A 23,250-nucleotide genomic window follows, 5' to 3' on the forward strand; every position below is an offset into this window, starting at 1 on the left:
AAATGGCTTCCGGCAACATGAAAGATATCAAGCGGCGTATCCGAAGCGTCGAATCGACCATGCAGATCACCAAGGCGATGGAGCTGGTCGCATCGAGCAAGCTGCGCCGTGCCAAGGAACGCGTAGAGCAGGCTAGACCGTATTTCTACGCGCTCCAGGAGACCGTCGCACGCATTCTGCGTGAGAATCGTCTGTCGAGTGCATACACCGGCGGACGGACGGTGAAAAAGAGTCTGTTCCTTGTTATCGCGGGCGACCGCGGCCTCGCAGGCGGCTATAACTCCGGCGTGCTCAAGCTGGCAGCCGCTGAGATGGAGGGCAAGGATGCGGTGGTTATCACCATCGGCAAGAAGGCACAGGAGTATTTCGGCAAGCGCGATTACACCGTTCTGGCCGATTACCCGGGCGTTGCCGAGCACATGACCATCGCGGATACCCACCCGATTACCGAGGATCTGCTCGCACGCTATCGTGCGGGCGAGATCGACGAGATCTGCCTGTGCTACACGGCGTTCGTATCTCCCATGACGCAGGAGCCGCGCATGGTGCGCCTGCTGCCCGTTGCACTCGAAGAGGGCGGCAAGGGCGAAAAGCGCGCAATGGCCGAGTGCGACCCCTCGCCCGAGGTGGTACTGAACGCGATCATTCCCGAGTACCTCTGCGGCACGCTGTACGGCGCGGTCGTCGAGTCTTATGCGTCCGAGCAGTCGGCTCGCCGTATGGCGATGGAGTCGGCATCGGATAACGCAAACGAGATGATCGAAGATCTCAACCTGTCCTACAACCGTGCCCGTCAGGCGGCGATCACGCAGGAGATCACCGAGATTGTCGCGGGTTCCGGCGCCGTGGGCAGCTAAATAAAGTCACAGAAATTAGGGAGTTTTGCCAATGAGTGAGCAGAATATTGGTACCCTGGTCCAGATCATTGGACCGGTACTGGATATCAAATTTCCCGCGGACGCCCTGCCTAAACTGCTGAACGCAATCACGATCACTGCGCCCGACGGCCATGTCGTGACCGTAGAGGTCGCGCAGCACATCGGCCAGGACACCGTCCGCTGCATCGCAATGCAGTCCACCGACGGCCTGGTGCGCGGTATGGACGCTGTCGACACCGGCGCGCCCATCTCCGTACCGGTTGGTCGTGAGAACCTGGGCCGTATCTTCAACCTGCTCGGCGAGCCGGTTGACAACAAGCCGGCGGTTGACACCAGCGAGCGCTGGCCGATCCATCGTCCGGCTCCGGCTTACGAGGATCAGCAGCCGCAGACCGAGATCCTGGAGACCGGTATCAAGGTCGTCGACCTGATCGCGCCCTACGCAAAGGGCGGTAAGATCGGTCTGTTCGGCGGCGCAGGCGTCGGCAAGACGGTCATCATCATGGAGCTCATCAACAACATCGCCAAGCAGCATGGCGGTATCTCGGTATTCACCGGTGTTGGCGAGCGTACCCGTGAGGGTAACGACCTGTACAACGAGATGCAGGAGTCCGGCGTTATCGACAAGACCGTTCTGGTTTACGGTCAGATGAACGAGCCGCCCGGAGCACGTATGCGCGTCGGTCTGTCCGGTCTGACCATGGCGGAGTACTTCCGTGACGTGGAAGGTCAGGACGTACTGCTGTTTATCGACAACATTTTCCGTTTCACCCAGGCGGGTTCCGAGGTATCGGCACTGCTGGGTCGTATGCCGTCCGCGGTAGGTTATCAGCCGACCCTGGCAACCGAGATGGGTGCGCTCCAGGAGCGTATCACCTCGACCAAGAAGGGCTCGATCACCTCGGTTCAGGCCGTATACGTGCCTGCCGACGACCTGACCGACCCGGCTCCGGCGACCACGTTCGCCCATCTGGATGCGAAGACCGTTCTGTCCCGTCAGATCGCGTCGCTCGGTATCTATCCTGCGGTTGACCCGCTGGATTCCACCTCGCGTATCCTGACGGCTGACATCGTAGGCAAGGAGCACTATGAGGTTGCACGCGCCGTACAGTCCATCCTCCAGCGCTACAAGGAATTGCAGGACATCATCGCAATTCTGGGTATGGACGAGCTGTCTGATGAGGATAAGATGACGGTTGCTCGTGCACGTAAGATTCAGAATTTCCTGTCCCAGCCGTTCCATGTTGCGGAGCAGTTTACCGGTATGGCCGGTAAGTATGTACCGGTCAAGGAGACCATCCGCGGCTTCAAGGAGATCCTGGAGGGCAAACACGACGATCTGCCCGAGTCGGCATTCCTGTTCGTCGGTACCATCGAGGAGGCAGTGGAGAAGGCAAGGAAGGGAGCATAAGTTATGGCTACCTTTCATCTGCGGGTTTTGACCGCCGAGAAGTCCTTTTTTGAGGGCGAGGTCGATCGCTGCATCGTGCGCACGGCCACCGGCGACGTCGGCATCCTGCCAAACCATACCCCGTACCTGGCACCGCTGGGCATCGGCGGCCTGACCATCTATCAGGATGGCAAGCCGCGCCTCGCGGCGGTCGCACATGGCTTCCTGGAGGTCGGTGACAATCAGATGACCATCATCGCGCGCACTTGCGAGTGGGCGGATGAGATCGATCTGAACCGCGCCGAGGAGGCACGCAGGCAAGCCGAGGCCAGCCTGCACACGCAGGCCAGTGCCAAGGAGATGGATGTGGCACAGATCAAGCTCAAAAAGGCGATCAACCGCATCCGCATTGCACAGAAGTAATGAAAAGCACCCGGTTTTCCGGGTGCTTTTTCTTGTTATAGACGGATATGAAAAAACACCGCTGCAATGGAACAGCGGTGCTTTCAGGAGGAAGGAAAATTTAGCGCATCGCGAGAGGGAGGAAGCGCGATGCGCTGAGCAGATCAAAGTTTTTCGAACTTGCTTGCCGGAGCACGGCAAATCGGGCAGTGGTAGTCTGCGGGCAGCTCTTCCTTGGGATAGATGTAGCCGCAAACCGTGCACTTCCAACCGATCTTCTTGTCCAGCGTGCGGAAGACCGGAGCGGTTGCCGGCGCTTCGTTGCCGCGTGCATTCCATGCACGTACCGTCATAACAGGATCGGTCGAGAACGCTTCGGCGTCGATGACTTCCAGCATGTACAGCGTGTGCGAGCCGGCATCCAGCTGGTCGAGGACACGGAAGGAAATCCGTGCAACCATGCCTTCCTTGAGGTAGGGGGAACCCTGTGCATCGGTCAGCGTATCGAATTTAGAAAACTTATCGATTGCACGACCGGATTTGTAACCGAATTCGTTGAGAATATTGTCCGGGCAAGAAGCACCGACCAGCGTGATAGAGAGCACACCGGCCTTGTCGATGGCCTTCTTGGTTGCGCTGGACTGACTCAGGGAAAGAGAGAACTTTTCCGGGGTAGACGAGGTGATTTGTGACAAAGAGTTGACAATACAGCCATAAAACTTGCCGTCAGCAGCGGCTGAAGCCAGGTAGAGACCGTAATCGAATTGATCGAGAATTGCGCGATCCATGGATGCACCTCCTATATAATAAATGAGAATGAATATCCTTTAAAAAGAGTATACCACATTCGGAATCAAAAGGAAACGGCGGATGCAACAAAATATGGAAGAGAAAATTGTACCATTCTTCCAAAATCGTTAAAAGACGTTGTGCAGGGAAGGGTACTCGAGTTCGGGCAGATGGCGCAGCATGCCGGTCAGTTCTGCAACCTGCAAACGGGTCTCATTGAGGTCTCTGTTGTTTGCCGCCTGAATGGCACGGCGGTAAAGGTTTTCAATCTGGTCGATCTCGTTGTGACGGATGAGTGAGGCGAGCAGCGGTTTGTGATCGGCCCATGCGTCAAAGCATTCGGTCAGCACCGCGGGATCGGTCTGTCCATCGACTGCGGCGGCCAGTGTGTCGGTGGTACGGGCGACCGCCTGGTATTCGGCAAAACAGCTCACGCTGAGCAAAAAAAGCAGGGTGCATGCAGCAATCAGACGTTTCATAAGCCCTCCTTGCGCTGAATGTATTGGTTTCCGCAGTCATCCAAAGTCATCAGGAAGATATCTTCCATGCGCTTGGCACCTGATTTTTTGACCCGGTGCTCCAGTTCGGACAGACTGACGTTTAAGCGGCGCAGATTGCCGAGTACCGGTTTGCCGTCGGTGATGACCAGAAAAGGTGCACCGGTTTCGCTGGGAGACAGGCCGAGCAGCTCTGCGGTGACCGGCTGGGCGGACGGTTTGAGCACGTAGGACAGCTGACCATTGGGCTCTAAAATGCCGTACTTGACGTCGGCGACTGTCTGGATATTGTTCTGCCGCAGCGCTTCCACGATCTCGTCGGTGGTGATGCGCAGATCGTGCAGCTTGCGCTCGTCCACCTTGCCGTTATAGATGAGCACGGCTGCACGGCCATTGACCAGACGGCGCAGACGACGGCTTTTGAGGCACAGAAAGGAGACGATGATTTCAATGGAAATCAGGGTGACGATGGGCACCAGTCCGGCGGTTAAGGGGACGCCCAGATCCTGCATGGGAATGGCAGCAAGTTCGGATATCAAAATCGTGATCACCAAATCGGACGGCTCCAGCTCTCCGATCTGCCGTTTTCCCATCAGCCGCATGGCGCAGATGACCGCGACGTAAAGGATAAGTGTGCGCACGAGAGAAACAGTCATGGCAGGGAATGCCTCCTTTTTTTGTCTGCATTTTCTGATTTATTGTGTCCAGTGTATCAGAAAATTATGCATATTGTCGGAAGATTTTCGTTGACAAAAGTGTGAAAGAATTCTATAATGGGTACAACGGAACACAAACAGACAAACGCAATGAACGGGACAGTAACCCCCGATCTCTTTCAGAGAGTCGCCGGTCGGTGCAAGGCGACAGAGGGAAGGTGCGCGAACACTCGCCCGCGAGCGGCTCCGGTGAATCCCAATTTCGGGTAGTAATTTGAGACGGCAGGCCACCGTTAACCGGCTCTGTATACGGCGTACCTTGCCGTATGCAACGAGAGGTCGTCCCACTTTGGACGGCAAGCAGAGTGGTACCGCAGAGAGCCAAGTTTTGGGTCTTTGTCTCTTGCAAAAGAGGCAAAGACCCTGTTTTTATATCCAAAAGAAAGGTAAGACGGCAAATGAGACTGAATGGATCACAGATTTTGTGCGAGACCCTGATCGAACAGGGTGTTGACACGATTTTCGGCTATCCGGGAGGCGCTGTCCTGAATATTTACGACGCGCTCTACCAATATAGTGACCGCATTCGCCATGTGCTGACCGCGCACGAACAGGGCGCGTCGCATGCGGCCGATGGATATGCCCGCGCAACGGGCAAGACCGGTGTCGTCCTGGCAACTTCGGGCCCGGGTGCAACCAATCTGGTCACCGGCATTGCAACTGCTTACATGGATTCTGTGCCCATGGTCGCGATCACCGGCAACGTCGGCGTACCGCTCATCGGCAAAGACTCCTTCCAGGAAGTTTATATTGCCGGCATTACCATGCCCATCACAAAGCATAACTTCGTGGTCAACCACGTCGAAGATCTGGCAGACACCGTGCGCGAAGCCTTCCGCATTGCGCAAAGCGGTCGTCCCGGTCCGGTTCTGATCGATATTCCCAAGGATGTCACGGCGGCTATGTGCGAGTTTGAGAACAAGCCGGTGCAGGACATCGAGGAGACTTACGACGTGTCCGAGGAAGACTTCAAGCGCATCGCAGAAGAGATCAACGCGGCACAGTGCCCGGTCATCTACTATGGCGGCGGCATCGTATCCTCGCACGCATGCGAGGAGCTGGTCGCTCTGATGCACAAGGCAGACATCCCGGCAACCGGCACCATGATGAGCATGGGCTGTGTACCGGCGGACGATCCGCTTTATCTGGGCATGATCGGTATGCACGGTAAGGTATCGGCCGGCTGGGCAGTTGACCGCGCAGACCTGCTGCTGTCCATCGGCGCACGCTTCTCCGATCGCGTTGCAACCAACACCAACCGCTTTGCACCCGATGCACGCATCATCCACATCGACATCGATGCGGCGGAGATTAACAAGAACATGCCGGCAGACGATTATCTGGTCACCGATGCACGTACCTTCCTGTCGGGCGTTCTGCCCTACGTCAAGGAGACCAAGCACGACGCATGGCGCGCACAGATTGCCGACTGGGTCAAGAATCTGGATTACAAGCCCAAGGATGCCGACGATTGCCTGCATCCGCACCAGATCGTTAAGATGTGTGCAGAGCTGGGCGGTGACGATCTCATCATCGCAACCGACGTCGGTCAGCATCAGATGTGGGCAGCGCAGTACTGCGGCCGCCGTCACTCCCGCCAGTTCATCTCGTCCGGTGGTTTGGGCACCATGGGCTTTGGCTATGGCGCGGCAATCGGCGCAAAGATCGCTTGCCCGGATAAGCCGGTCATCCACATCACGGGCGACGGCTCCTTCCACATGAACCTCAACGAGCTGTGCACAACGGTTACCTATAATCTGCCCGTTGTCACGGTAATTATGAACAATCAGGTACTCGGCATGGTACGCCAGTGGCAGACCATGTTCTACGAGAAGCGCTACTCGTCAACCACGCTCGAGCGCAAGACCGATTACGTCAAGCTGGCCGAGGCGTTTGGTGCACAGGGCTTCCGATGCACGACACCGGCCGAGCTGCATGAGGCACTGACCAAGGCACTCGCGCACAACGGCCCGACCATCATCGACTGTGTCATCGACCGTGACGAGCGCGTCCTGCCCATGATCGCGGCAGGCGATGACATTCGCAATATCGTGGCGGACTAAGGAGGCGAGAACATGCAGAAATATATCGTTTCGGTTCTGGTAAAGAACCATGCGGGCGTTCTGGCGCGTGTCGCCAGCCTGTTTGGCCGCCGTGCCTTCAACATCGATTCGCTGACTGTATCCGCGACGACCGACCCGTCGATCTCGCGTATGTCGATCATCGTCGCAGGCGACGAGAAGATCCTCGAGCAGGTCATGAAGCAGGTGTCCAAGCTCTATGAGGTACTCTGGGTCGAGCAGCTCTGGGAAGAAGACAGCTACTGTAAGGAGCTGGTCTTCGTCAAGCTGTCCACGCCGGACGGCCTGAGCCGTGATGCCATTCGCGAAGTGGCTGAGGTCTATAACGCAAATGTCGTTGAGGCAGTCGGCAACGCGATGATCGTCGAGCTGACCGAAGTGCCCAGCCGCATTGACGCCTTTCTGGACGTCATTTCCAATTTTGATGTCATCGAGATGTGCCGTTCGGGCGTCACCGCGATGATCCGATAACGCAATCAATTTATTCACCTATAAATGGACTTTAGGAGGAAACAACCATGGTAAAGATGTATTATGATGCAGACTGCAATCTGTCCGTACTCGACGGCAAGACCGTTGCCATTCTGGGCTTCGGTTCTCAGGGTCATGCACATGCAATGAACCTGAACGACTCTGGCGTTAAGGTCGTTGTTGGTCTGCGTCCGGGCTCCAAGCACATCGCTAAGGCTGAGGCTGCTGGTCTGACCGTTAAGACCCCCGCAGAGGCAGCTGCCGAGGGCGATATCATCATGATGCTGGTTCCCGATGAGAAGCAGGCTGACATCTACAAGGAAGTTGTAGAGCCCAACCTCAAGCCGGGCAACGCACTGGCATTTGCACATGGCTTCAACATCCACTTCAAGCAGATCATCCCGCCGGCGGACGTTGACGTTATCATGATCGCACCCAAGGCTCCGGGTCACACCGTACGCCGTACCTACGTTGAGGGTAAGGGTATTCCGGATCTGGTATGTGTACATCAGGACGCAACCGGCAAGGCAATGGATATCGCTCTGGCTTATGCGGCAGCAATCGGCGGCGGCCGTGCCGGCATCCTGGAGTCTACCTTCCGCACCGAGACCGAGACCGACCTGTTCGGTGAGCAGGCTGTTCTGTGCGGCGGCGTATGCGAGCTGATGAAGGCTGGCTTCGAGACCCTGGTTGAGGCTGGTTACGCTCCGGAGAACGCATACTTCGAGTGCATCCACGAGATGAAGCTGATCGTTGACCTGATCAACGAGGGCGGCTTCGCTAAGATGCGTTACTCGATCTCCGATACCGCTGAGTACGGCGATTACCGCACCGGTAAGCGCATCATCACCGAGGAGACCCGCAAGGAGATGAAGAAGATCCTGCGCGAGATCCAGGATGGTACCTTTGCTTCCGAGTGGATTCAGGAGAACAAGGCCGGCGGCCGTGCGAAGTTCCTGGCAACCCGTCAGCTCGAGGCAGAGACCCTGCTCGAGGAGACCGGCAAGAAGCTGCGCGGCATGATGAGCTGGATGAAGAAGTAATTTTCATAGATCGTGCACCGGGGGACGGACGGCTGTGCCGCCCGTCCCCCTTTTCCGTATAAACTTAAAGGAGGGAATCCCTTTGTCTAAGAGAAGTGATAATATCACCGCGGGCGCTGCGCGTATGCCTAACCGCTCGCTGCTGCGTGCCTGCGGTATGACCGATGAGGAGATGAACCGCCCGATCATCGGCGTTGTCTCGGCTTATTCCGAGATCATCCCCGGCCATATTAACCTCGATAAGATTGCAGACGCTGTCAAGGCTGGCGTATCCATGGCAGGCGGCACGCCGGTTGTCGTTCCGGCGATCGGCGTATGCGACGGCATTGCAATGGGTCACATCGGCATGAAGTACTCGCTGCCGTCCCGTGAACTGATCGCGGACTCGGTTGAGACGCTGGCACAGGCACACCAGATGGACGCACTGGTGCTCATCCCCAACTGTGACAAGATCGTGCCCGGCATGCTCATGGCAGCGGCTCGTCTGAATATCCCGTCCATTCTGGTATCGGGCGGCCCCATGCTGGCAGGTCATTTCGGCGGTGAGGAGATCTCGCTGTCCAAGACCTTCGAGACCGTCGGCGCATACAAGGCCGGTCTGGTTACTGAGGAACAGCTCATGGAGTGCGAGTGCGGCTCGTGCCCGGGCTGCGGTTCTTGCTCGGGTATGTACACCGCAAACTCGATGAACTGCCTGTCCGAGGCCATCGGTATGGCACTGCCGGGCAACGGCACCATTCCGGCTGTCCATGCAGCACGTATCCATCTGGCAAAGCATGCCGGTATGAAGATCATGGAGCTGCTTGAAAAGGACATCAAGCCCCGCGATATCCTGACCCCGAAGGCATTCCGCAACGCGCTGACCTGTGAGATGGCGCTCGGCTGCTCGACCAATACCGTTCTGCACCTGCTGGCAATCGCGCACGAAGCTGGCGTTGACGTCAATCTGGAACTGCTCAACGAGCTGTCGTCCAAGGTGCCCAACCTGTGCCATCTGGCACCGGCAGGCCCGCACCACATCGAAGAGCTGTACATGGCAGGCGGCATCCCGGCTGTTATGCACGAGCTGACCCGTCGCGATCTGCTCGACCTGTCGCTGCTGACTGCGACCGGCAAGACGGTTGGCGAGAATCTGGAAGGCGTGACCAATAAGAATCCTGAGGTCATCCGTCCGATTGATAACCCGTACTCCGAGACCGGCGGTATTGCCGTTCTGTGGGGCAACATCGCAGAAAATGGCTGCGTTGTCAAGCGTTCGGCAGTTGCACCTGAAATGATGGTGCATTCCGGCCCGGCTCGCGTATTTGATTCCGAGGACGATGCCATCGCATCCATCTATGCAGGCAAGATCAACAAGGGTGACGTTGTCATCATCCGCTACGAAGGCCCCAAGGGCGGCCCGGGTATGCGTGAGATGCTCAACCCGACCTCGGCACTGGCTGGCATGAAGCTGGACAAGGATGTTGCACTCATCACCGACGGTCGTTTCTCTGGTGCGTCGCGCGGTGCATCCATCGGCCACGTTTCGCCCGAGGCTGCTGCTGGCGGCAACATCGCACTCATCCAGGAAGGCGATACGGTTGAGATCGATATCCCGAACAGCCGTGTTCATCTGGCTGTTTCCGATGAGGAGCTGGCTGCACGCCGTGCTAAGTGGATTCCCAGAGAGCCCAACATCAAGTCTGGTTGGCTGTACCGCTATTCGCGTATGGTCTCCTCGGCAGACAAGGGTGCAATTCTGGAGTAATCAGAAATACAGAGATCCTGAAACCAACGGTTTCAGGATCTTTTTTTGCGCTCTTTGGTTGTTTTGTCGCTCTTGGTAAACAGCTCACGTACACCAATCCATAGGAGCAGAACACCGAACCCACGGCGGATTAGGGACAGGTCGAGCTGTGCGGCCAGAACACAGCCCAAAATAGACAGAGGAATGCCGGATAGAATGCAAAACAGAGCGGCTTTTTTGTCAATCAGTCGGTTTTTCCAGTGACTGATGAGCGCGGGCGGCGCGCAGGCCAAAAAGTACAGCAGATTCATGCCTGCTGCATCGCGCTGGCTGACACCCATCACACAGGTCAGCCATAGCATGAGTAAAGAGCCGCCGCCGATACCGAAGCCGGATAGAATACCGGTCGCAAGGCCAATCGCGACGGCAAACAGGATGTTTGTCATAACAGCAGCACCGCACGAATGCCGCCGTACAGGATGAGTGCACCGAAGGCGCGGCGCAGCCAGACCATGCGGACGTTTTTGAAAATTCGACCGGCAATCAGACCACCGGCTGCACCGCCGACCAGATAGGGAAGTGCGTCGGTGACGGGAAGTGCGCCGTTCAGATAATAGACGATGACCGACAGGATGGACAGGGGGAAGATGACGGCGACCGAGGTCGCAAAGGAGCTGCGCTCGGGCAGTCCGCACCAGCGGGTGAGCAGGGGAACGAGAAACAGACCGCCGCCTGCGCCAAACAGACCGTTGGCCAGACCGGCCAGCGCACCGGTACATAGAAATCGGTATTTTTTGGACATAAAAAATCCCTCCGTGCGCTAGTGTGCACAGAGGGATGCAGAATATACAGATTATACCTTGCTTGCCCAGTTGCCGGTTGCGGCAGCGGTCAGGTAAGCGTTGATAAAGCCGTCGATGTCGCCGTCCATCACTGCGTTGATGTTGGAGGACTCGAACGCGGTACGGGTGTCCTTGGCGAGGGTGTAGGGCATGAAGACGTAGGAACGAATCTGGCTGCCCCATTCGATTTTCTTCTGGTCGCCCTTGATGTCCGAGATCTTGTCCAGGTGCTCGCGCTCCTTGATCTCGACCAGCTTGGAACGCAGCATCTTCATACAGTTGTCCTTGTTCTGGAACTGCGAACGCTCGGTCTGGCAGGCAACAACGATGCCGGTCGGCTTATGGATGAGTCGAACCGCAGACGAGGTCTTGTTGATGTGCTGACCGCCTGCACCGGACGAACGGAATACCTGCATCTCGATGTCGGCGGGGTTGATCTCGACGTCCTGCGAGTCGTCTGCGATCTCCGGGATGACCTCGACAGCCGAGAACGAAGTGTGACGGCGGCCGGAGGAATCGAACGGGGAGATACGAACCAGACGATGAACACCGGACTCACCCTTGAGGTAGCCGTAAGCGTTCTCGCCCTCGATGAGGATATCGGCGGACTTGAGGCCGGCTTCTTCACCGTCCTGATAGTCCATGATCTTGTAGGTAAAGCCGTGACGCTCTGCCCAGCGGGTGTACATACGATAGAGCATGGAGCACCAGTCCTGCGCCTCGGTGCCGCCTGCACCTGCGTGGAAGGATACCAGTGCGTTGTTCTTGTCGTACTCGCCGGTCAGCAGGGTCTGCAGCTTCTGACGGCTGATGCTCTCTTCGAGCTCGGCAAAACCGGTCTCAAGCTCCTCGAGCATGGACTCGTCTTCGGACTCGATGGCCAGCTCACACAGGGTGATGAGGTCTTCCCACTGTGCGTACATGCGGTTGAAGGTCTCGATCTTTTCCTTGAGCGAACCCATACGGGAGACGACCTTCTGCGAAGCCTCCGGGTCATCCCAGAAACCGGGCTGCGCCGACTTCATTTCCAGCTCGTCTACCTCGCGCGCCGCCTGCTCGAGACCCAGGTTGCCGCGCAGTTCCTCGATCGCCGGTTCAAGGTTGTGCAGTTTTACCTTGTATTCTTCAAATTGCAGCATCTTTCGTGCTCCTTTACGATATAATATCTTTTCACTTATCTGTTATTATAATATACCGGAGGGCGCGCTGTAAAGAATTTTTCTGCATACACTTGACAAGGTCTTTCAAAGGGTTTATTATAAACATTACATAAAAGGGAGTAGCTCACGCATGGCGTGGAACGATGTCGTCAGTACGATCGCACAGCGCGATCCGTATCGTCCCGTAAGCAGCAAGACTTTTATTGCATGTGTTTTTGGTGTGCAATGAAAGTCTTTTTTTGTTGCACACGCCGGAAAGGAGTCGTAATTTATGTCACCAATCTTAGCTGTCATCTGTCTCGTCGCTGGTTTCGCTCTGCTCGTCAAGGGTGCAGACTGGTTCGTCTCGGGCGCGTCCGGTCTGGCACGCCGTCTGGGCGTGTCACCGCTGATTATCGGCCTGACCATCGTGGCCTTCGGCACGTCAGCCCCCGAACTTGCAGTCAGTGTGACCGCAGCGCTGGACGGCGCAAACGAAATTGCCGTCGGCAACGTCGTCGGATCGAACATCTTTAACCTGCTGGTCGTTGCAGGTGTAAGCGCGATTTTGTGTCCGCTGGCTGCAGACCGCACACTGCTGCGGCGTGACTGGCCGTGCTCGGCGCTTGCAGCCATTATTTTGACGGTTATGCTGATGTTCGGCAACAATATCACCCGTTTTGAGTCGATCATCCTGCTTGTTTTGTTTGCAGGTATGCTGGTATGGCAGATCCGCGGAACGAGTGTACCGACCGAGAACAATGCAGAGGAACACCGTCCGGGCTGGCTGCTTGCCGTAGGCATTGTGGGCGGTATCGCATGCATCGTCATCGGTGGTCAGCTGTCGGTCAACGGTGCAACCGAACTGGCACGCGCATTCGGCTGGAGTGAGAGTCTGATCGGTCTGACCATCGTGGCGATCGGTACGTCTCTGCCTGAGCTGGTCACTTCGATCGTTGCAGCACGCCGCGGGGAAAACGAAATCGCAATGGGCAACGTCATCGGCTCCAACCTGTTTAACATTCTGGGCATTCTGGGTATCTCGGCGCTTCTCAACCCGATCACCGTTGCACCGACCGCAGTCTTTGACGCAGCGCTGCTCACGGTCGTGTCTCTGGTCTTCTGGTTTATCGCCCGCCGCGGCACACTGCCCCGCGCAGCCGGCATCACCATGGTCATGATTTATATCGCTTACACCGGATATCTCATCGTGCGCTGAATGGGATGAAAATTACCGCCAAATTTACAAAAAGTTCTTTTTAATCTAGGTTTTTATGTGGTATAATAACTGCGTTTAGGTTGTTATACCACATTCTTTTTTTCTGAACGGTATAAAATTGGACGTTTACACCTTTTCAGTTCGGGAATATCTGTGGTATAATACAAAATGGCGTATTCTAATGGAACAACTATTACGCTGCGGTTTCGATCGCGGCGTGGAATAAAGGAAGGCTTTATTATATGGCAGGATTACTTGAAAAGATTTTCGGTACCCACTCGAGCCATGAGCTGAAGAAGATCTATCCGATCGCGGATAAGGTCATGGCGCTCGAGGATGAGTATCGTAAGCTGACAGACGAGCAGCTGCGCGGCAAGACCGCGGAGTTCAAGGAGCGCTATCAGAACGGCGAAGACCTGGACAAGCTGCTGCCCGAAGCATTCGCAACCATGCGCGAGGCATCCGACCGCGTACTGGGCATGCGTCACTACCGCGTACAGGTCATCGGCGGCATCGTGCTGCATCAGGGTCGTATCGCGGAGATGAAGACCGGTGAAGGTAAGACCCTGATGGCAACCCTCCCGGCATACCTCAACGCGCTGACCGGCAAGGGCGTACACATCGTCACGGTCAACGACTATCTGGCAAAGCGTGACTCCGAGTGGATGGGCAAGGTATACCGTTACCTCGGTCTGTCGACCGGTCTGGTTATCCATGCGGTTGCACCGCAGGATCGTAAGGCGATGTACGAGGCTGACATCACCTACGGTACCAACAACGAGTTTGGTTTCGACTACCTGCGCGACAACATGGCCATTTATATGAACCAGCGCGTACAGCGCGGCCATGCATTCGCCATCGTCGATGAGGTGGACTCCATTCTGATCGATGAGGCGCGTACCCCGCTGATTATTTCCGGTCAGGGCGAGGAGTCGACCGCGATGTACCAGCTGGCTGACCGCTTCGCACAGACCCTGTCCGCTCTGCGCGTCAAGGAAGTCGACGCAAAGGAAGAGCAGGACGATATCGATGCAGACTACATCATCGATGAGAAGGCACGCACCGCAACTCTGACCCCGAAGGGCCAGCAGCGCGCAGAGCAGTACTTCCACATCGACAACCTGTCCGATCCCGAGAATACCACCCTCATGCACCACATCAATCAGGCCATCAAGGCGCGTGGTGTTATGCAGCGCGATGTCGACTACGTTGTTCGTGACGGTCAGATCATCATTGTCGACGAGTTCACCGGCCGTCTGATGTTCGGCCGCCGCTATAACGAGGGTCTGCATCAGGCCATCGAGGCAAAGGAAGGCGTAAAGGTTCAGAACGAGTCCAAGACTCTGGCAACCATCACCTTCCAGAACTTCTTCCGTCTGTACGGCAAGCTGTCCGGTATGACCGGTACTGCGCTGACCGAGGAAGAGGAGTTCCGCTCCATCTACAAGCTGGACGTTATCGAAGTTCCGACCAACCGTCCGGTTATCCGTAAGGACAACCCGGATGCGGTTTACAAGAACGAGCGCGGCAAGATGCTGGCGACCATTCGCCGCATTGAGGAGTGCCATGCCAAGGGTCAGCCGATTCTGGTTGGTACGGTTTCCATCGAGAAGTCCGAGATGCTCTCGTCCATGCTCAAGAAGCGCGGCATCAAGCACACCGTCCTGAACGCGAAGTACCACGAGCAGGAGGCAGAGATCGTTGCGCAGGCTGGTAAGCCCTATGCGGTTACCATCGCAACCAACATGGCTGGCCGTGGTACCGATATTAAGCTGGGCGGCAACGATGAGCAGATGGCTGTCGCAACCATGAAGAAGGAAGGTTACTCTGAGGAGCTGCTCGTCGAGGCAACCGGCTACGCGGATACCGATGACGAGGAGATCCTGGCAGCACGTGCTCGCTACAATGAGCTGCTGGAAGAGTACGGCGTACAGGTCAAGAAGGATGCAGAGATCGTTCGCGCTGCCGGCGGTCTGTATATCCTGGGCACCGAGCGCCACGAGTCCCGTCGAATCGACAACCAGCTGCGCGGTCGTGCCGGTCGTCAAGGCGACCCGGGTGAGTCTTCGTTCTATATCTCGATGGAAGACGACCTGATGCGTCTGTTCGGTTCCGAGCGCATCCAGAAAATGATGGAAAATCTGGGCATCGCAGACGACGAGCCCATCGACCAGAAGATCCTGTCCGGTGCGATTGAGAACGCACAGAAGAAGATCGAGGGTCGTAACTTCTCCATCCGTAAGCACGTCCTCGAGTACGACGACGTTATGAACACCCAGCGTGAAACCATCTACTCGCAGCGCCTGAAGGTACTGTCGGGTGAGGATGTCAGCGGCAATATCCTGTCCATGATCGATACCACCATCGAGAACGCTGTCCATGCAGCCGTTGGTGAGCATCAGGTCATCACCCAGGAGATGATCGATACCCTGCGTCACCGCTTCCAGGGCATCTTCATCGGTCCCGAGGACTTCACCTACACCGACGAAGAGCTGGACGATCTGCATGCAGAGGGTCTGGTCAACGAGCTCAAGGATCTGGCGCACAAGGCATACAAGGAGAAGGAAGAGAACGTCGGTTCTGCCATCATGCGTGAGCTCGAGCGCGTCATTCTGCTGCGCAATGTAGACTCCAAGTGGATGGAGCACATCGACGCGATGACCGAACTGCGTAACGGTATCGGCCTGCGTGCTTACGGTCAGCATGACCCGGTTATCGAGTACAAGCGCGAGGGATTCGATATGTTCGATGCCATGATCGATGCCATCCGTGAGGATACCGTCCGCATGATCTTCCTGGCACAGATTCGCCGTCAGGAAGAGCCCAAGCGCGAGCAGGTTGCACACGAGACCAGCGCACAGGGTGCAGATGACGGCAGCGAAGTCAAGCCGACTCCGCACCGCGCAGAGGCCAAGGTTGGCCGCAACGATCCCTGCCCGTGCGGCAGCGGTCTGAAGTACAAGAAGTGCTGTGGTAAGAACGAAGAATAAGAAAAGTTCTTGACTTTTATTAGAAATCCAACAGACAGAGTGAGAACTTTGTGCTAAGCTGTCTGTCAGATAAGATAGAATAAAGAAGGAGCGAAAAACATGTCTGCGATTAAGATCCGTGACAATATTTACGCGGTAGGTGCGCGTGACCCGGAGGTGCGTATTTTCCACGGTTATGCAACCCCGTTTGGCGCGACCTATAACTGCTATCTGATTCTGGACGGCGATAAGAAGATCCTGGTGGACAATGTAAAGGCTGCGTTCACCGAGGAATTCTTCCGTAATATCGAGGAGATTTGTCCGGTAGAGTCGCTGGATATTCTGATCCAGAACCATATCGAGCCCGATCATTCGGGCTCCTTCCCGGCACTCCTGGAGCGCTGCCCGAATCTTGAGGTTTACTGCACCGCCGGTGCACAGAAGGGCCTCAAGGCATACTACGGTTGGGAAGGCGCCTGCCATGTCGTGAAGATGGGCGAGACCCTGAATACCGGCTCTTACACCTTCCACTTCATCCCGGCGCCGATGGTACACTGGCCGGATTCCATGCTGACCTACCTGGCAGAGGAGAAGATTCTGTTCTCGAACGATGCATTCGGTCAGCACATCTGCCCGCCGGTCAACTATGACGACGAGCTGGGCGAGGAGCGCCTGATGGAGCGCGCTGTGGATTACTACGGCAATATTGTTCTGCCCTTCGGTATGCAGGTTACCAATCTGCTCAAGGCAGCGTCCGCGCTGGATATCGAGCTGGTTTGCCCGTCGCACGGTGTCATGCTGCGTACTTACATCGGCAAGATGGTTGAGAGCTATGCAAAGTGGGCGAAGAACGAGACCGACCCGAACAAGGTGGTTATGGTTTACGACTCCATGTGGGGTTCGACCGCTGAGATGACTCGTAAGATCTGCGCCGAGTTCGAGGCAGAAGGCAAGCAGGTACATGTACACTGCCTGGCCGATGAGCACTATTCGGCTGTTATGGGAGACATTGTCGAGGCAAAGACCATCTGCATCGGTGCGTCTACCCTCAACAACACCATGATGCCCACGGTCGCAGCATTCCTGACCTACCTCAAGGGTCTCAAGCCCAAGAACCGTGTTGGTCTGGCTTACGGTTCCTACGGCTGGAGCGGTGAGGCAACCAAGGAAGTTGCAGCAGTGATGGAAGGCATGGGCTGGGAAGTCCTGCCCATCCGCAAGCAGCTGTACCGCGGATAATCGGATTTTGAGCAAACGCGCGGCGTAAGTGCCGCGCGTTTTTTTCCAAGTCAAGGAAAGGGGAGAGGCGCATGGAAACCACATTGCTTGCCGCAGGCGTGGTCACGATTCTGGTGATTGCACTGGTCGTGCGTCAGGTGGTGCGCGGCTGCGCCCGCACGGTCTTTGCCGCACCGCCCGAACCGACACCCGAGGAAATCGAGGCTTCATGCACACACAAAACGCTGCCGCCAGCGGTTGAACTGGAGGCTGACACGGCGGTCATTACCGCGCAGGCCTGCGCCGTGCTGACGGCTTGGATGCAGGCGGTCAACAGTCGGGACGCGGCAAAGCTCACGGGAGAGGCCAAGGCACTCAGCGCGCAGCTTGCCGATGAAATTGCAAAGCAGACTCAAAAGGGACAGCGCGAACGCTTTGAGCGTCCAACTGTGCATGAAGCAGTGGTGAGCGCATACGAGCGGGAGACCGGTGCGCTGACCGTGACATTGAGTGCACAGGCGGTGCACTACGTCGCAAGCGGCGGACAGCTCATCCGCGGACGGGAAGACCTGCCCGAACAGATGCTGTGGGAACTGAAAGGGAATTTGACCGCACAGGGATGGACACCGACCTGTGCGCGTCTGCTGTAATCAAAACAAAGTAGGGGAAAAGATAGAATATGACAGAATTTATCGCACAATATGCCCATATCTGGCTGGTGGCATTGCCGCTGGTCTTTTTGGGGGCGATTGTGGACTCGGTCGCGGGCGGCGGCGGACTCATCACCCTGCCTGCCTATATGATGGTACTGCCGCCGCACGTCGCGGCAGCGACCAATAAATTTGCAGCCAGCTTCGGCACGCTGTCTTCGCTGCTTCGATTTTTGAAGTCCGGTCAGGTGCATCTGAAAATCAGCCTGATTGCGGCAATCGGTGCACTGATCGGCTCGCCCATCGGCACCCAGATTCAGATGTTCATTTCGGACGACCTGCTCAACAAGATGATGCTCATTATCCTGCCGTGTGTTGCCGTGTTCATGGTCTTCCGACGGGATTTGGGTGCGGACAATCAGACAGAACTTGCACCGTTCAGCGGAAAGATTGCGGTGCAGTCCTTCCTCATCGGCCTGCTTATCGGCGGATACGACGGACTGGTCGGTCCGGGCACCGGCACCTTCCTGATTTTGGCCTTTACCGCGGTGCTCGGTATCCCGCTCCTGTCCTCGTCGGGCAGCGCCAAGGTGGTAAACTTCGCGTCCAACATTGCCGCGCTCGTCGTCTACCTCATTCACGGACAGGTGCTCTTCGCCGTGGGCATCCCGGCGCTGATCTGCGCCATCTGCGGTTATCAGGTGGGTGCTAATATGGCGCTCAAGGGCGGCGGTAAGGTCGTGCGCGGCCTGATCTTCGTCGTGCTCGGTCTGATGATCGTCAAAACCGGTTATACCATGCTTTCGCCGCAGATCAGTGCAGCATTCGGCGGTTAAAAACCGGATATACTGGGGCGAACGGCGTTGCATTTTGCCGTCCGGCCTGTTATAATCTCATTTAGAGAAAAAACCGTTTTCGGAGGAAGATATTTATGAAGTTAGGCATCGTGGGCCTGCCGAACGTCGGCAAATCGACCCTGTTCAACGCCATCACCAACGCAGGCGCGGAGAGCGCGAACTATCCGTTCTGCACCATCGACCCCAACGTGGGCATGGTTGCCGTACCCGACTACCGTCTCCAGCCGCTGACCGATCTGTACCACGCCAAGAAGACCACCCCGGCGGTTGTTGAGTTCGTGGACATTGCCGGTCTGGTGCGCGGCGCGTCCAAGGGCGAGGGCCTGGGCAATAAGTTCCTGTCTCACATCCGTGAGGTAGACGCGATTGTCCATGTCGTACGCTGCTTTGACAACGACAACATTGTGCACGTAGACGGTTCGGTTGATCCGGCACGTGATATCGAGACCATTAACCTTGAGCTGATTCTGTCCGACATGGAGCACATTGACCGCCGCCTGGAGCGCGTGCGCAAGTCTGCCAAGGCAGATAAGAAGCTGCTGGTTGATGTTGACATTTTGGAAAAGCTCAAGGCACATTTGGAAGAGGGCAAGACCGCCCGCACCTTCCCCGGCCTTGCAGATGACGAGGATGTACAGCGCGTGATGGCAGAGTCCGACCTGCTGACCGCAAAGAAGGTCATCTATGCGGCCAACATGGACGAGGGCGGCTTCACCGGCGACCAGACCGAGAACGCCCGTCTGGCAGCCGTACAGAAGATTGCAGAAGAGGAAGGCGCAATGGTACTGCCCATCTGTGCCAAGCTCGAAGAGGATATCACCAGCCTCGAGCCCGAAGAAAAGGAAATGTTCCTGTCCGATCTGGGTCTGACCGAGTCCGGTCTGGATCGTCTGATCCGTGTCTGCTACGATCTGCTGGGTCTGATGAGCTATCTGACCGCAGGCGAGCAGGAAGTTCGCGCATGGACGATCACCAAGGGCACCAAGGCACCGCAGGCAGCCGGTAAGATTCATACCGACTTTGAGCGCGGCTTCATTCGTGCCGAGGTTGTATCTTACGATGACCTGATGGCATGCGGCTCGCTGGCTGCGGCTCGTGAAAAGGGCCTGGTACGCTCGGAGGGTAAGGAGTACGTCATGCAGGACGGCGACGTCGTTCTGTTCCGATTCAACGTGTAAAAAAAGAGGAAGCATCGGCTGGGGTTTCGAGCGCCGGACTTCCGAAGGGGAAAGACACGTTTTTTGTGAATGAGTTTACAGGGGGCGCTGCGCGTCCCCTTGCTTTTTGTCGAAATGATGACCGATTGGTTATTGTAATCGGCATGGATTTGGCATAGAATAAAATTGTCTGTTGTATTGAGAAGTAACCGAGGCAGACAGGGGAGAGGAGACCACGATGGGCGAACAAAATAAGAATATCTCTGTCGATGATATCCTGCGGGAGTATGCAGCTATGGACGATCAGCCCGCGCCCGTACGTCCGCAGACGACTGTTGAGGCGGACGGCGACCAGGTTTGGCGTCCGGCGCATCAGCCGGCAATGCCGCAGGAGACACAGAAGATCGAGGTACGACAAAATACTGCACACGGGGGAAAAAGTGAGCGGTACAGTCGTTCCAAGAAAAAGCACAAACCGGCAAAGACTGGCAAGAGCCGTAAGGGCGGCAGCGCTTCGCGCACGATAACACCGAATCGGGAAGAACAGCCGCGCGTGTACGGTCATCATGTACCCGAGGACTATGACGCGCGGGACAATGCCGGACGTAAACCGAAAAAGAAGAAAAAGAGACACGGCAGAGCGGCAGCGCTTGTTATTTTGCTGCTGCTGGTCGCAGGTGCGGGAACGGCTCTGGGCTATACATACGCCACAGATACGGTTTTCCGCGGTGTCACAGCGGGCACGGTTGAAGTTGGGGGACTGAGCGTGGCCGAGGCACAGAATAAGATTCAGACCGAGGTTGGACCGGTGGTTGAAACCGGCAGCATTCAGGTCAAGATCTATGACACCGAGTATCCCATCGCCATTCAGGACGTCACGACCGGACTGGATGCCGCAGCGAGCGCGCAGGCGGCGTACGATATCGGTCATACCGGCGGTGTGGGTGAGCGCGTTGCAGGTGCATTCGGCGCACTGTTCGGCGGCAAGACGGCCGAGCTGGTGATTACGGTCGATGATGCCGCGCTTGACCAGCGACTGGATGAGATTGCATCCGAAGCGCTGACCGAACCGACCGGTGCAACTTGGGAGCTTTCCGGCACCAATCTGATTTTGACCATGCCCAAGCCGGGGGTTAGCTTTGACCGCGACAAGGTGCGCGATGAGGTCAAGACCAAGATTGAGACCATGGATTTCACGCCTTACGAGGTAGAGACCCAGCTGACCGATCCTGAACCGCTGGATGTGGATGAACTCAAGACGCAGGTCGACTGCGAGCCGACCAACGCGATCGTAGATAAGAGCGACGGCAAGACCATCATCCCGGAGAAGAACGGCATCGAGATGGATGCTGATAAGGCACGCGAGATCATTGGAGATGGCACCGAGGCGACCTATACCATTCCGGTCACGGTCACGCCGGCTAAGGTCACCAAGGAAGTGCTCGACCGTGTGCTGTTCCGTGACGTACTTGCGTCGGCTTCTACCAGCCTGAATACCAGCAATGTCGATCGTACCAACAACGTCACGCTGGCGGCTAAGTATATGAACGGCACGATTTTGAATCCCGGCGAGGAGTTTTCTTACAACGGAGTCGTTGGTCAGCGTACTCCTGAGCGCGGATTCAAGGCAGCAGGCGCATATTCCAACGGCCAGTTGATCGACGAGGTCGGCGGCGGTGTATGTCAGCCGTCTTCGACCCTGTATATGGCCGTGCTGCGCGCCGATCTGGAAGTAACCGAGCGCACCAACCACTCGATGACCGTTTCTTACACACCACTTGGAGAGGATGCAACGGTCAGCTACGGCAGTCTGGACTTTAAGTTCAAAAACAATACCGATTATCCCATCAAGCTCATTACCGTGCGTGAGGGCAGTCAGATGAAGGTCACGATCATGGGTACCAAGGTGGATGACAAGACCGTCCGTCTGGAAACCGAGATTTTGGAGACTCTGACCCCGGAAACCATCAAAAAGACCGATTCTTCGCTCAAACCGGGCGAGACCGAAGTGCAGCAGAGTGCGGTAACCGGCTATAAGACCATCACCTATAAGTACGTGACGGTGAACGGTGAGACGACCAAGGAAGTTGCAAACCGTTCGAGCTATCGCAAGCGCGATAAGATTGTCCTGGTCGGCCCGGAGGCGACAAGCGAACCCGCCAGCAGCTCCAGCACAACGAATTCTTCTTCGTCGTCCGACAGCTCGAGCAGTTCCTCGTCTGGATCTTCGTCCAGCAGCAGCGGTTCGTCCTCGAGTACGTCCGATCCGGAAAGCTGATCATCAGAAAGGAAGAAATTCAATTTGCAGCAAAAACAACCCCACACAAACCGGGTCAGTATCCGGCGCCGTGCCAAGATCGTGGCAAAACAGCGTGTCATGCGCTGTCTGCTGCCGGTCATGGAAGCCGTTCTGATCTGTGTTCTGCCGATTATCCTGATTGCCGGCCCGATTCAGACCTATATCTATTCGACCGGACAGCTGCTGTTTCCCATTGTGCTGTTTGTCGCCGCTGTGGTCTTGCTCATCATGCCGCTTGTGTACGGTCTTATGGGCTTTCTCATGCGCGTGCTGACTGGCGAGCGTCCGCCGCTCCTGTGCGTATTTGACGGTCTGGCCGGTGTAGAAAACTATCTGCGCAGCGTCAAACTGGGACTGTGCATCTTTGTCCATATTGTGCTCTGGATGATTATTCCGATTGCGGCAACCGCTGGATACTGCTATTTCATGCTGCTGCGCGACCCGGCGATTTTGGAGAACGCTGAAAAGCTGTACCAGCTGATTTTGCAGATGAGCGGCCTGTATCTGGTCATTATGATCCCGTTCCTGGCACGCATTCTGCGCTACTTTATCGCCTATCCGATGATCATGCGTGACCGATCGCTGGGTGCATGGCAGGCCACCCGTCAGGCGGCGCGTGCGTTCAAGGGACATAACCTGCATCTGATCGTACTGGTCGTCAGCTTCTTCGGCTGGCAGCTGGTGGGCATGTGGACCATGGGCATCGGCACCCTGTTTTACTGGGGCTATCTGCTCAGCGCCCTGCTCATGTATTTCTGGTATCTGGAGCACCCGGACGGCGGTGAAAACCAGCAGTCCGAGAGCATTCCGGAACAAAAACAAGAATAAACCGCGACCGTCGCTTGCTCTGCGCTTCTGTGCACTGCGAGCGGCGGTTTTTCTGCCTGTATTTTTGAGGAATTTGCGC

At 56.5% G+C, this 23,250-nt stretch carries 21 protein-coding genes and 1 other annotated feature; of the genes, 15 read left to right on the forward strand and 6 right to left on the reverse strand.

Annotated elements, in window-relative coordinates; all coding sequences use genetic code 11:
* The first annotated feature begins 2 nt into the window (after positions 1 to 2).
* The 3 genes from atpG to atpC are packed head-to-tail and all read left to right on the forward strand — an operon-like array spanning position 3 to position 2,691.
* Positions 3 to 857, forward strand: a complete 855-nt coding sequence (gene atpG, locus B5F17_RS01535; protein ID WP_087370071.1) for an ATP synthase F1 subunit gamma — start codon at positions 3 to 5, stop codon at positions 855 to 857.
* Between the two features lie 31 nt (positions 858 to 888).
* Positions 889 to 2,289, forward strand: coding sequence for a F0F1 ATP synthase subunit beta (gene atpD / locus B5F17_RS01540; RefSeq protein ID WP_016148090.1), 1,401 nt, complete (start codon positions 889 to 891; stop codon positions 2,287 to 2,289).
* A gap of 3 nt (positions 2,290 to 2,292) precedes the next feature.
* Positions 2,293 to 2,691: an ATP synthase F1 subunit epsilon gene (gene atpC, locus B5F17_RS01545; RefSeq protein ID WP_087370073.1), complete on the forward strand. Its 399-nt coding sequence runs from the start codon at positions 2,293 to 2,295 to the stop codon at positions 2,689 to 2,691.
* A 143-nt stretch (positions 2,692 to 2,834) separates the two neighbouring features.
* Here the strand turns inward: atpC and B5F17_RS01550 are convergent, their stop codons facing one another.
* From B5F17_RS01550 to B5F17_RS01560, 3 genes are all read right to left on the reverse strand, one after another.
* A complete protein-coding gene (locus B5F17_RS01550) occupies positions 2,835 to 3,458 on the reverse strand; it encodes a flavin reductase (protein WP_087370075.1) in 624 nt (207 codons plus the stop codon).
* A gap of 129 nt (positions 3,459 to 3,587) precedes the next feature.
* Positions 3,588 to 3,938 (reverse strand): DUF4363 family protein, encoded by a 351-nt coding sequence (locus tag B5F17_RS01555; RefSeq protein WP_087370077.1) that lies wholly within the window; start codon positions 3,936 to 3,938, stop codon positions 3,588 to 3,590.
* The gene (locus tag B5F17_RS01560) at positions 3,935 to 4,612 is read right to left on the reverse strand and encodes a DUF421 domain-containing protein (RefSeq protein ID WP_016148086.1); all 678 of its coding nucleotides are present in this window, start codon (positions 4,610 to 4,612) and stop codon (positions 3,935 to 3,937) included. Before B5F17_RS01560 ends, B5F17_RS01555 begins: the two co-directional genes overlap by 4 nt.
* A gap of 141 nt (positions 4,613 to 4,753) precedes the next feature.
* Positions 4,754 to 5,019: a binding site (T-box leader), on the forward strand.
* A 51-nt stretch (positions 5,020 to 5,070) separates the two neighbouring features.
* Between B5F17_RS01560 and ilvB the strand changes: the two genes are divergently transcribed.
* The 4 genes from ilvB to ilvD all read left to right on the forward strand — a co-directional run bounded on the left by ilvB (position 5,071) and on the right by ilvD (position 10,014).
* Positions 5,071 to 6,735 (forward strand): biosynthetic-type acetolactate synthase large subunit, encoded by a 1,665-nt coding sequence (ilvB, locus tag B5F17_RS01565; protein WP_087370079.1) that lies wholly within the window; start codon positions 5,071 to 5,073, stop codon positions 6,733 to 6,735.
* Between the two features lie 12 nt (positions 6,736 to 6,747).
* Entirely contained in the window at positions 6,748 to 7,224 is a 477-nt protein-coding gene (gene ilvN / locus B5F17_RS01570) for an acetolactate synthase small subunit (protein WP_016148084.1), read from the forward strand.
* 47 nt (positions 7,225 to 7,271) lie between these two features.
* Positions 7,272 to 8,267, forward strand: a complete 996-nt coding sequence (gene ilvC / locus B5F17_RS01575; RefSeq protein ID WP_087370081.1) for a ketol-acid reductoisomerase — start codon at positions 7,272 to 7,274, stop codon at positions 8,265 to 8,267.
* 82 nt (positions 8,268 to 8,349) lie between these two features.
* Positions 8,350 to 10,014, forward strand: a complete 1,665-nt coding sequence (gene ilvD / locus B5F17_RS01580) for a dihydroxy-acid dehydratase (protein ID WP_087370084.1) — start codon at positions 8,350 to 8,352, stop codon at positions 10,012 to 10,014.
* A 32-nt stretch (positions 10,015 to 10,046) separates the two neighbouring features.
* On the opposite strand, the gene B5F17_RS01585 is transcribed toward ilvD, so the two are convergent.
* Genes B5F17_RS01585 through prfB form a run of 3 tightly spaced genes read right to left on the reverse strand, consistent with a single transcriptional unit; the run spans position 10,047 to position 11,974 of the window.
* Positions 10,047 to 10,439: a sulfite exporter TauE/SafE family protein gene (locus B5F17_RS01585; RefSeq protein WP_087370086.1), complete on the reverse strand. Its 393-nt coding sequence runs from the start codon at positions 10,437 to 10,439 to the stop codon at positions 10,047 to 10,049.
* On the reverse strand, positions 10,436 to 10,795 hold the full coding sequence (locus B5F17_RS01590) for a TSUP family transporter (protein ID WP_016148080.1): 360 nt from the start codon (positions 10,793 to 10,795) through the stop codon (positions 10,436 to 10,438). The genes B5F17_RS01585 and B5F17_RS01590 overlap by 4 nt, the downstream gene beginning before the upstream one ends.
* Positions 10,796 to 10,846: 51 nt before the next feature.
* Positions 10,847 to 11,974, reverse strand: coding sequence for a peptide chain release factor 2 (gene prfB / locus B5F17_RS01595; protein WP_016148079.1), 1,128 nt, complete (start codon positions 11,972 to 11,974; stop codon positions 10,847 to 10,849).
* 292 nt (positions 11,975 to 12,266) lie between these two features.
* Between prfB and B5F17_RS01600 the strand changes: the two genes are divergently transcribed.
* The 8 genes from B5F17_RS01600 (at position 12,267) to B5F17_RS01635 (ending at position 23,171) form a co-directional block, all read left to right on the forward strand.
* A complete protein-coding gene (locus tag B5F17_RS01600; protein ID WP_016148077.1) occupies positions 12,267 to 13,193 on the forward strand; it encodes a calcium/sodium antiporter in 927 nt (308 codons plus the stop codon).
* Positions 13,194 to 13,435: 242 nt separating this feature from the next.
* Positions 13,436 to 16,183, forward strand: coding sequence for a preprotein translocase subunit SecA (secA, locus tag B5F17_RS01605; protein WP_087370088.1), 2,748 nt, complete (start codon positions 13,436 to 13,438; stop codon positions 16,181 to 16,183).
* 99 nt (positions 16,184 to 16,282) lie between these two features.
* Entirely contained in the window at positions 16,283 to 17,401 is a 1,119-nt protein-coding gene (locus B5F17_RS01610) for an FprA family A-type flavoprotein (RefSeq protein WP_016148075.1), read from the forward strand.
* 71 nt (positions 17,402 to 17,472) lie between these two features.
* Positions 17,473 to 18,030: a hypothetical protein gene (locus B5F17_RS01615; protein ID WP_087370090.1), complete on the forward strand. Its 558-nt coding sequence runs from the start codon at positions 17,473 to 17,475 to the stop codon at positions 18,028 to 18,030.
* A gap of 29 nt (positions 18,031 to 18,059) precedes the next feature.
* Positions 18,060 to 18,866: a sulfite exporter TauE/SafE family protein gene (locus B5F17_RS01620; RefSeq protein WP_087370092.1), complete on the forward strand. Its 807-nt coding sequence runs from the start codon at positions 18,060 to 18,062 to the stop codon at positions 18,864 to 18,866.
* A 95-nt stretch (positions 18,867 to 18,961) separates the two neighbouring features.
* Positions 18,962 to 20,065 (forward strand): redox-regulated ATPase YchF, encoded by a 1,104-nt coding sequence (ychF, locus tag B5F17_RS01625; RefSeq protein ID WP_087370094.1) that lies wholly within the window; start codon positions 18,962 to 18,964, stop codon positions 20,063 to 20,065.
* Between the two features lie 217 nt (positions 20,066 to 20,282).
* Positions 20,283 to 22,322 (forward strand): VanW family protein, encoded by a 2,040-nt coding sequence (locus B5F17_RS01630; protein WP_087370096.1) that lies wholly within the window; start codon positions 20,283 to 20,285, stop codon positions 22,320 to 22,322.
* Between the two features lie 24 nt (positions 22,323 to 22,346).
* Positions 22,347 to 23,171: a DUF975 family protein gene (locus B5F17_RS01635; RefSeq protein ID WP_087370098.1), complete on the forward strand. Its 825-nt coding sequence runs from the start codon at positions 22,347 to 22,349 to the stop codon at positions 23,169 to 23,171.
* The last annotated feature ends 79 nt before the right edge of the window (positions 23,172 to 23,250 follow it).

Origin of the sequence: Butyricicoccus pullicaecorum (assembly GCF_002160355.1) — a bacterium.
In the GTDB taxonomy this organism is placed as follows: Bacteria; Bacillota; Clostridia; order Oscillospirales; family Butyricicoccaceae; genus Butyricicoccus; species Butyricicoccus pullicaecorum.

What these genes read in the sequence shown, in the direction of transcription:
- atpG (WP_087370071.1), top strand. Translation starts at nt 3, where the DNA reads ATGGCTTCCGGCAACATGAAAGATATCAAGCGGCGTATCCGAAGCGTC.
- B5F17_RS01585 (WP_087370086.1), bottom strand. Translation starts at nt 10,439, where the DNA reads ATGACAAACATCCTGTTTGCCGTCGCGATTGGCCTTGCGACCGGTATT.
- B5F17_RS01600 (WP_016148077.1), top strand. Translation starts at nt 12,267, where the DNA reads ATGTCACCAATCTTAGCTGTCATCTGTCTCGTCGCTGGTTTCGCTCTG.
- B5F17_RS01615 (WP_087370090.1), top strand. Translation starts at nt 17,473, where the DNA reads ATGGAAACCACATTGCTTGCCGCAGGCGTGGTCACGATTCTGGTGATT.
- secA (WP_087370088.1), top strand. Translation starts at nt 13,436, where the DNA reads ATGGCAGGATTACTTGAAAAGATTTTCGGTACCCACTCGAGCCATGAG.
- ychF (WP_087370094.1), top strand. Translation starts at nt 18,962, where the DNA reads ATGAAGTTAGGCATCGTGGGCCTGCCGAACGTCGGCAAATCGACCCTG.
- B5F17_RS01555 (WP_087370077.1), bottom strand. Translation starts at nt 3,938, where the DNA reads ATGAAACGTCTGATTGCTGCATGCACCCTGCTTTTTTTGCTCAGCGTG.
- prfB (WP_016148079.1), bottom strand. Translation starts at nt 11,974, where the DNA reads ATGCTGCAATTTGAAGAATACAAGGTAAAACTGCACAACCTTGAACCG.
- B5F17_RS01610 (WP_016148075.1), top strand. Translation starts at nt 16,283, where the DNA reads ATGTCTGCGATTAAGATCCGTGACAATATTTACGCGGTAGGTGCGCGT.
- atpC (WP_087370073.1), top strand. Translation starts at nt 2,293, where the DNA reads ATGGCTACCTTTCATCTGCGGGTTTTGACCGCCGAGAAGTCCTTTTTT.
- B5F17_RS01620 (WP_087370092.1), top strand. Translation starts at nt 18,060, where the DNA reads ATGACAGAATTTATCGCACAATATGCCCATATCTGGCTGGTGGCATTG.
- B5F17_RS01630 (WP_087370096.1), top strand. Translation starts at nt 20,283, where the DNA reads ATGGGCGAACAAAATAAGAATATCTCTGTCGATGATATCCTGCGGGAG.
- ilvN (WP_016148084.1), top strand. Translation starts at nt 6,748, where the DNA reads ATGCAGAAATATATCGTTTCGGTTCTGGTAAAGAACCATGCGGGCGTT.
- ilvB (WP_087370079.1), top strand. Translation starts at nt 5,071, where the DNA reads ATGAGACTGAATGGATCACAGATTTTGTGCGAGACCCTGATCGAACAG.
- atpD (WP_016148090.1), top strand. Translation starts at nt 889, where the DNA reads ATGAGTGAGCAGAATATTGGTACCCTGGTCCAGATCATTGGACCGGTA.
- B5F17_RS01550 (WP_087370075.1), bottom strand. Translation starts at nt 3,458, where the DNA reads ATGGATCGCGCAATTCTCGATCAATTCGATTACGGTCTCTACCTGGCT.
- B5F17_RS01560 (WP_016148086.1), bottom strand. Translation starts at nt 4,612, where the DNA reads ATGACTGTTTCTCTCGTGCGCACACTTATCCTTTACGTCGCGGTCATC.
- B5F17_RS01590 (WP_016148080.1), bottom strand. Translation starts at nt 10,795, where the DNA reads ATGTCCAAAAAATACCGATTTCTATGTACCGGTGCGCTGGCCGGTCTG.
- ilvC (WP_087370081.1), top strand. Translation starts at nt 7,272, where the DNA reads ATGGTAAAGATGTATTATGATGCAGACTGCAATCTGTCCGTACTCGAC.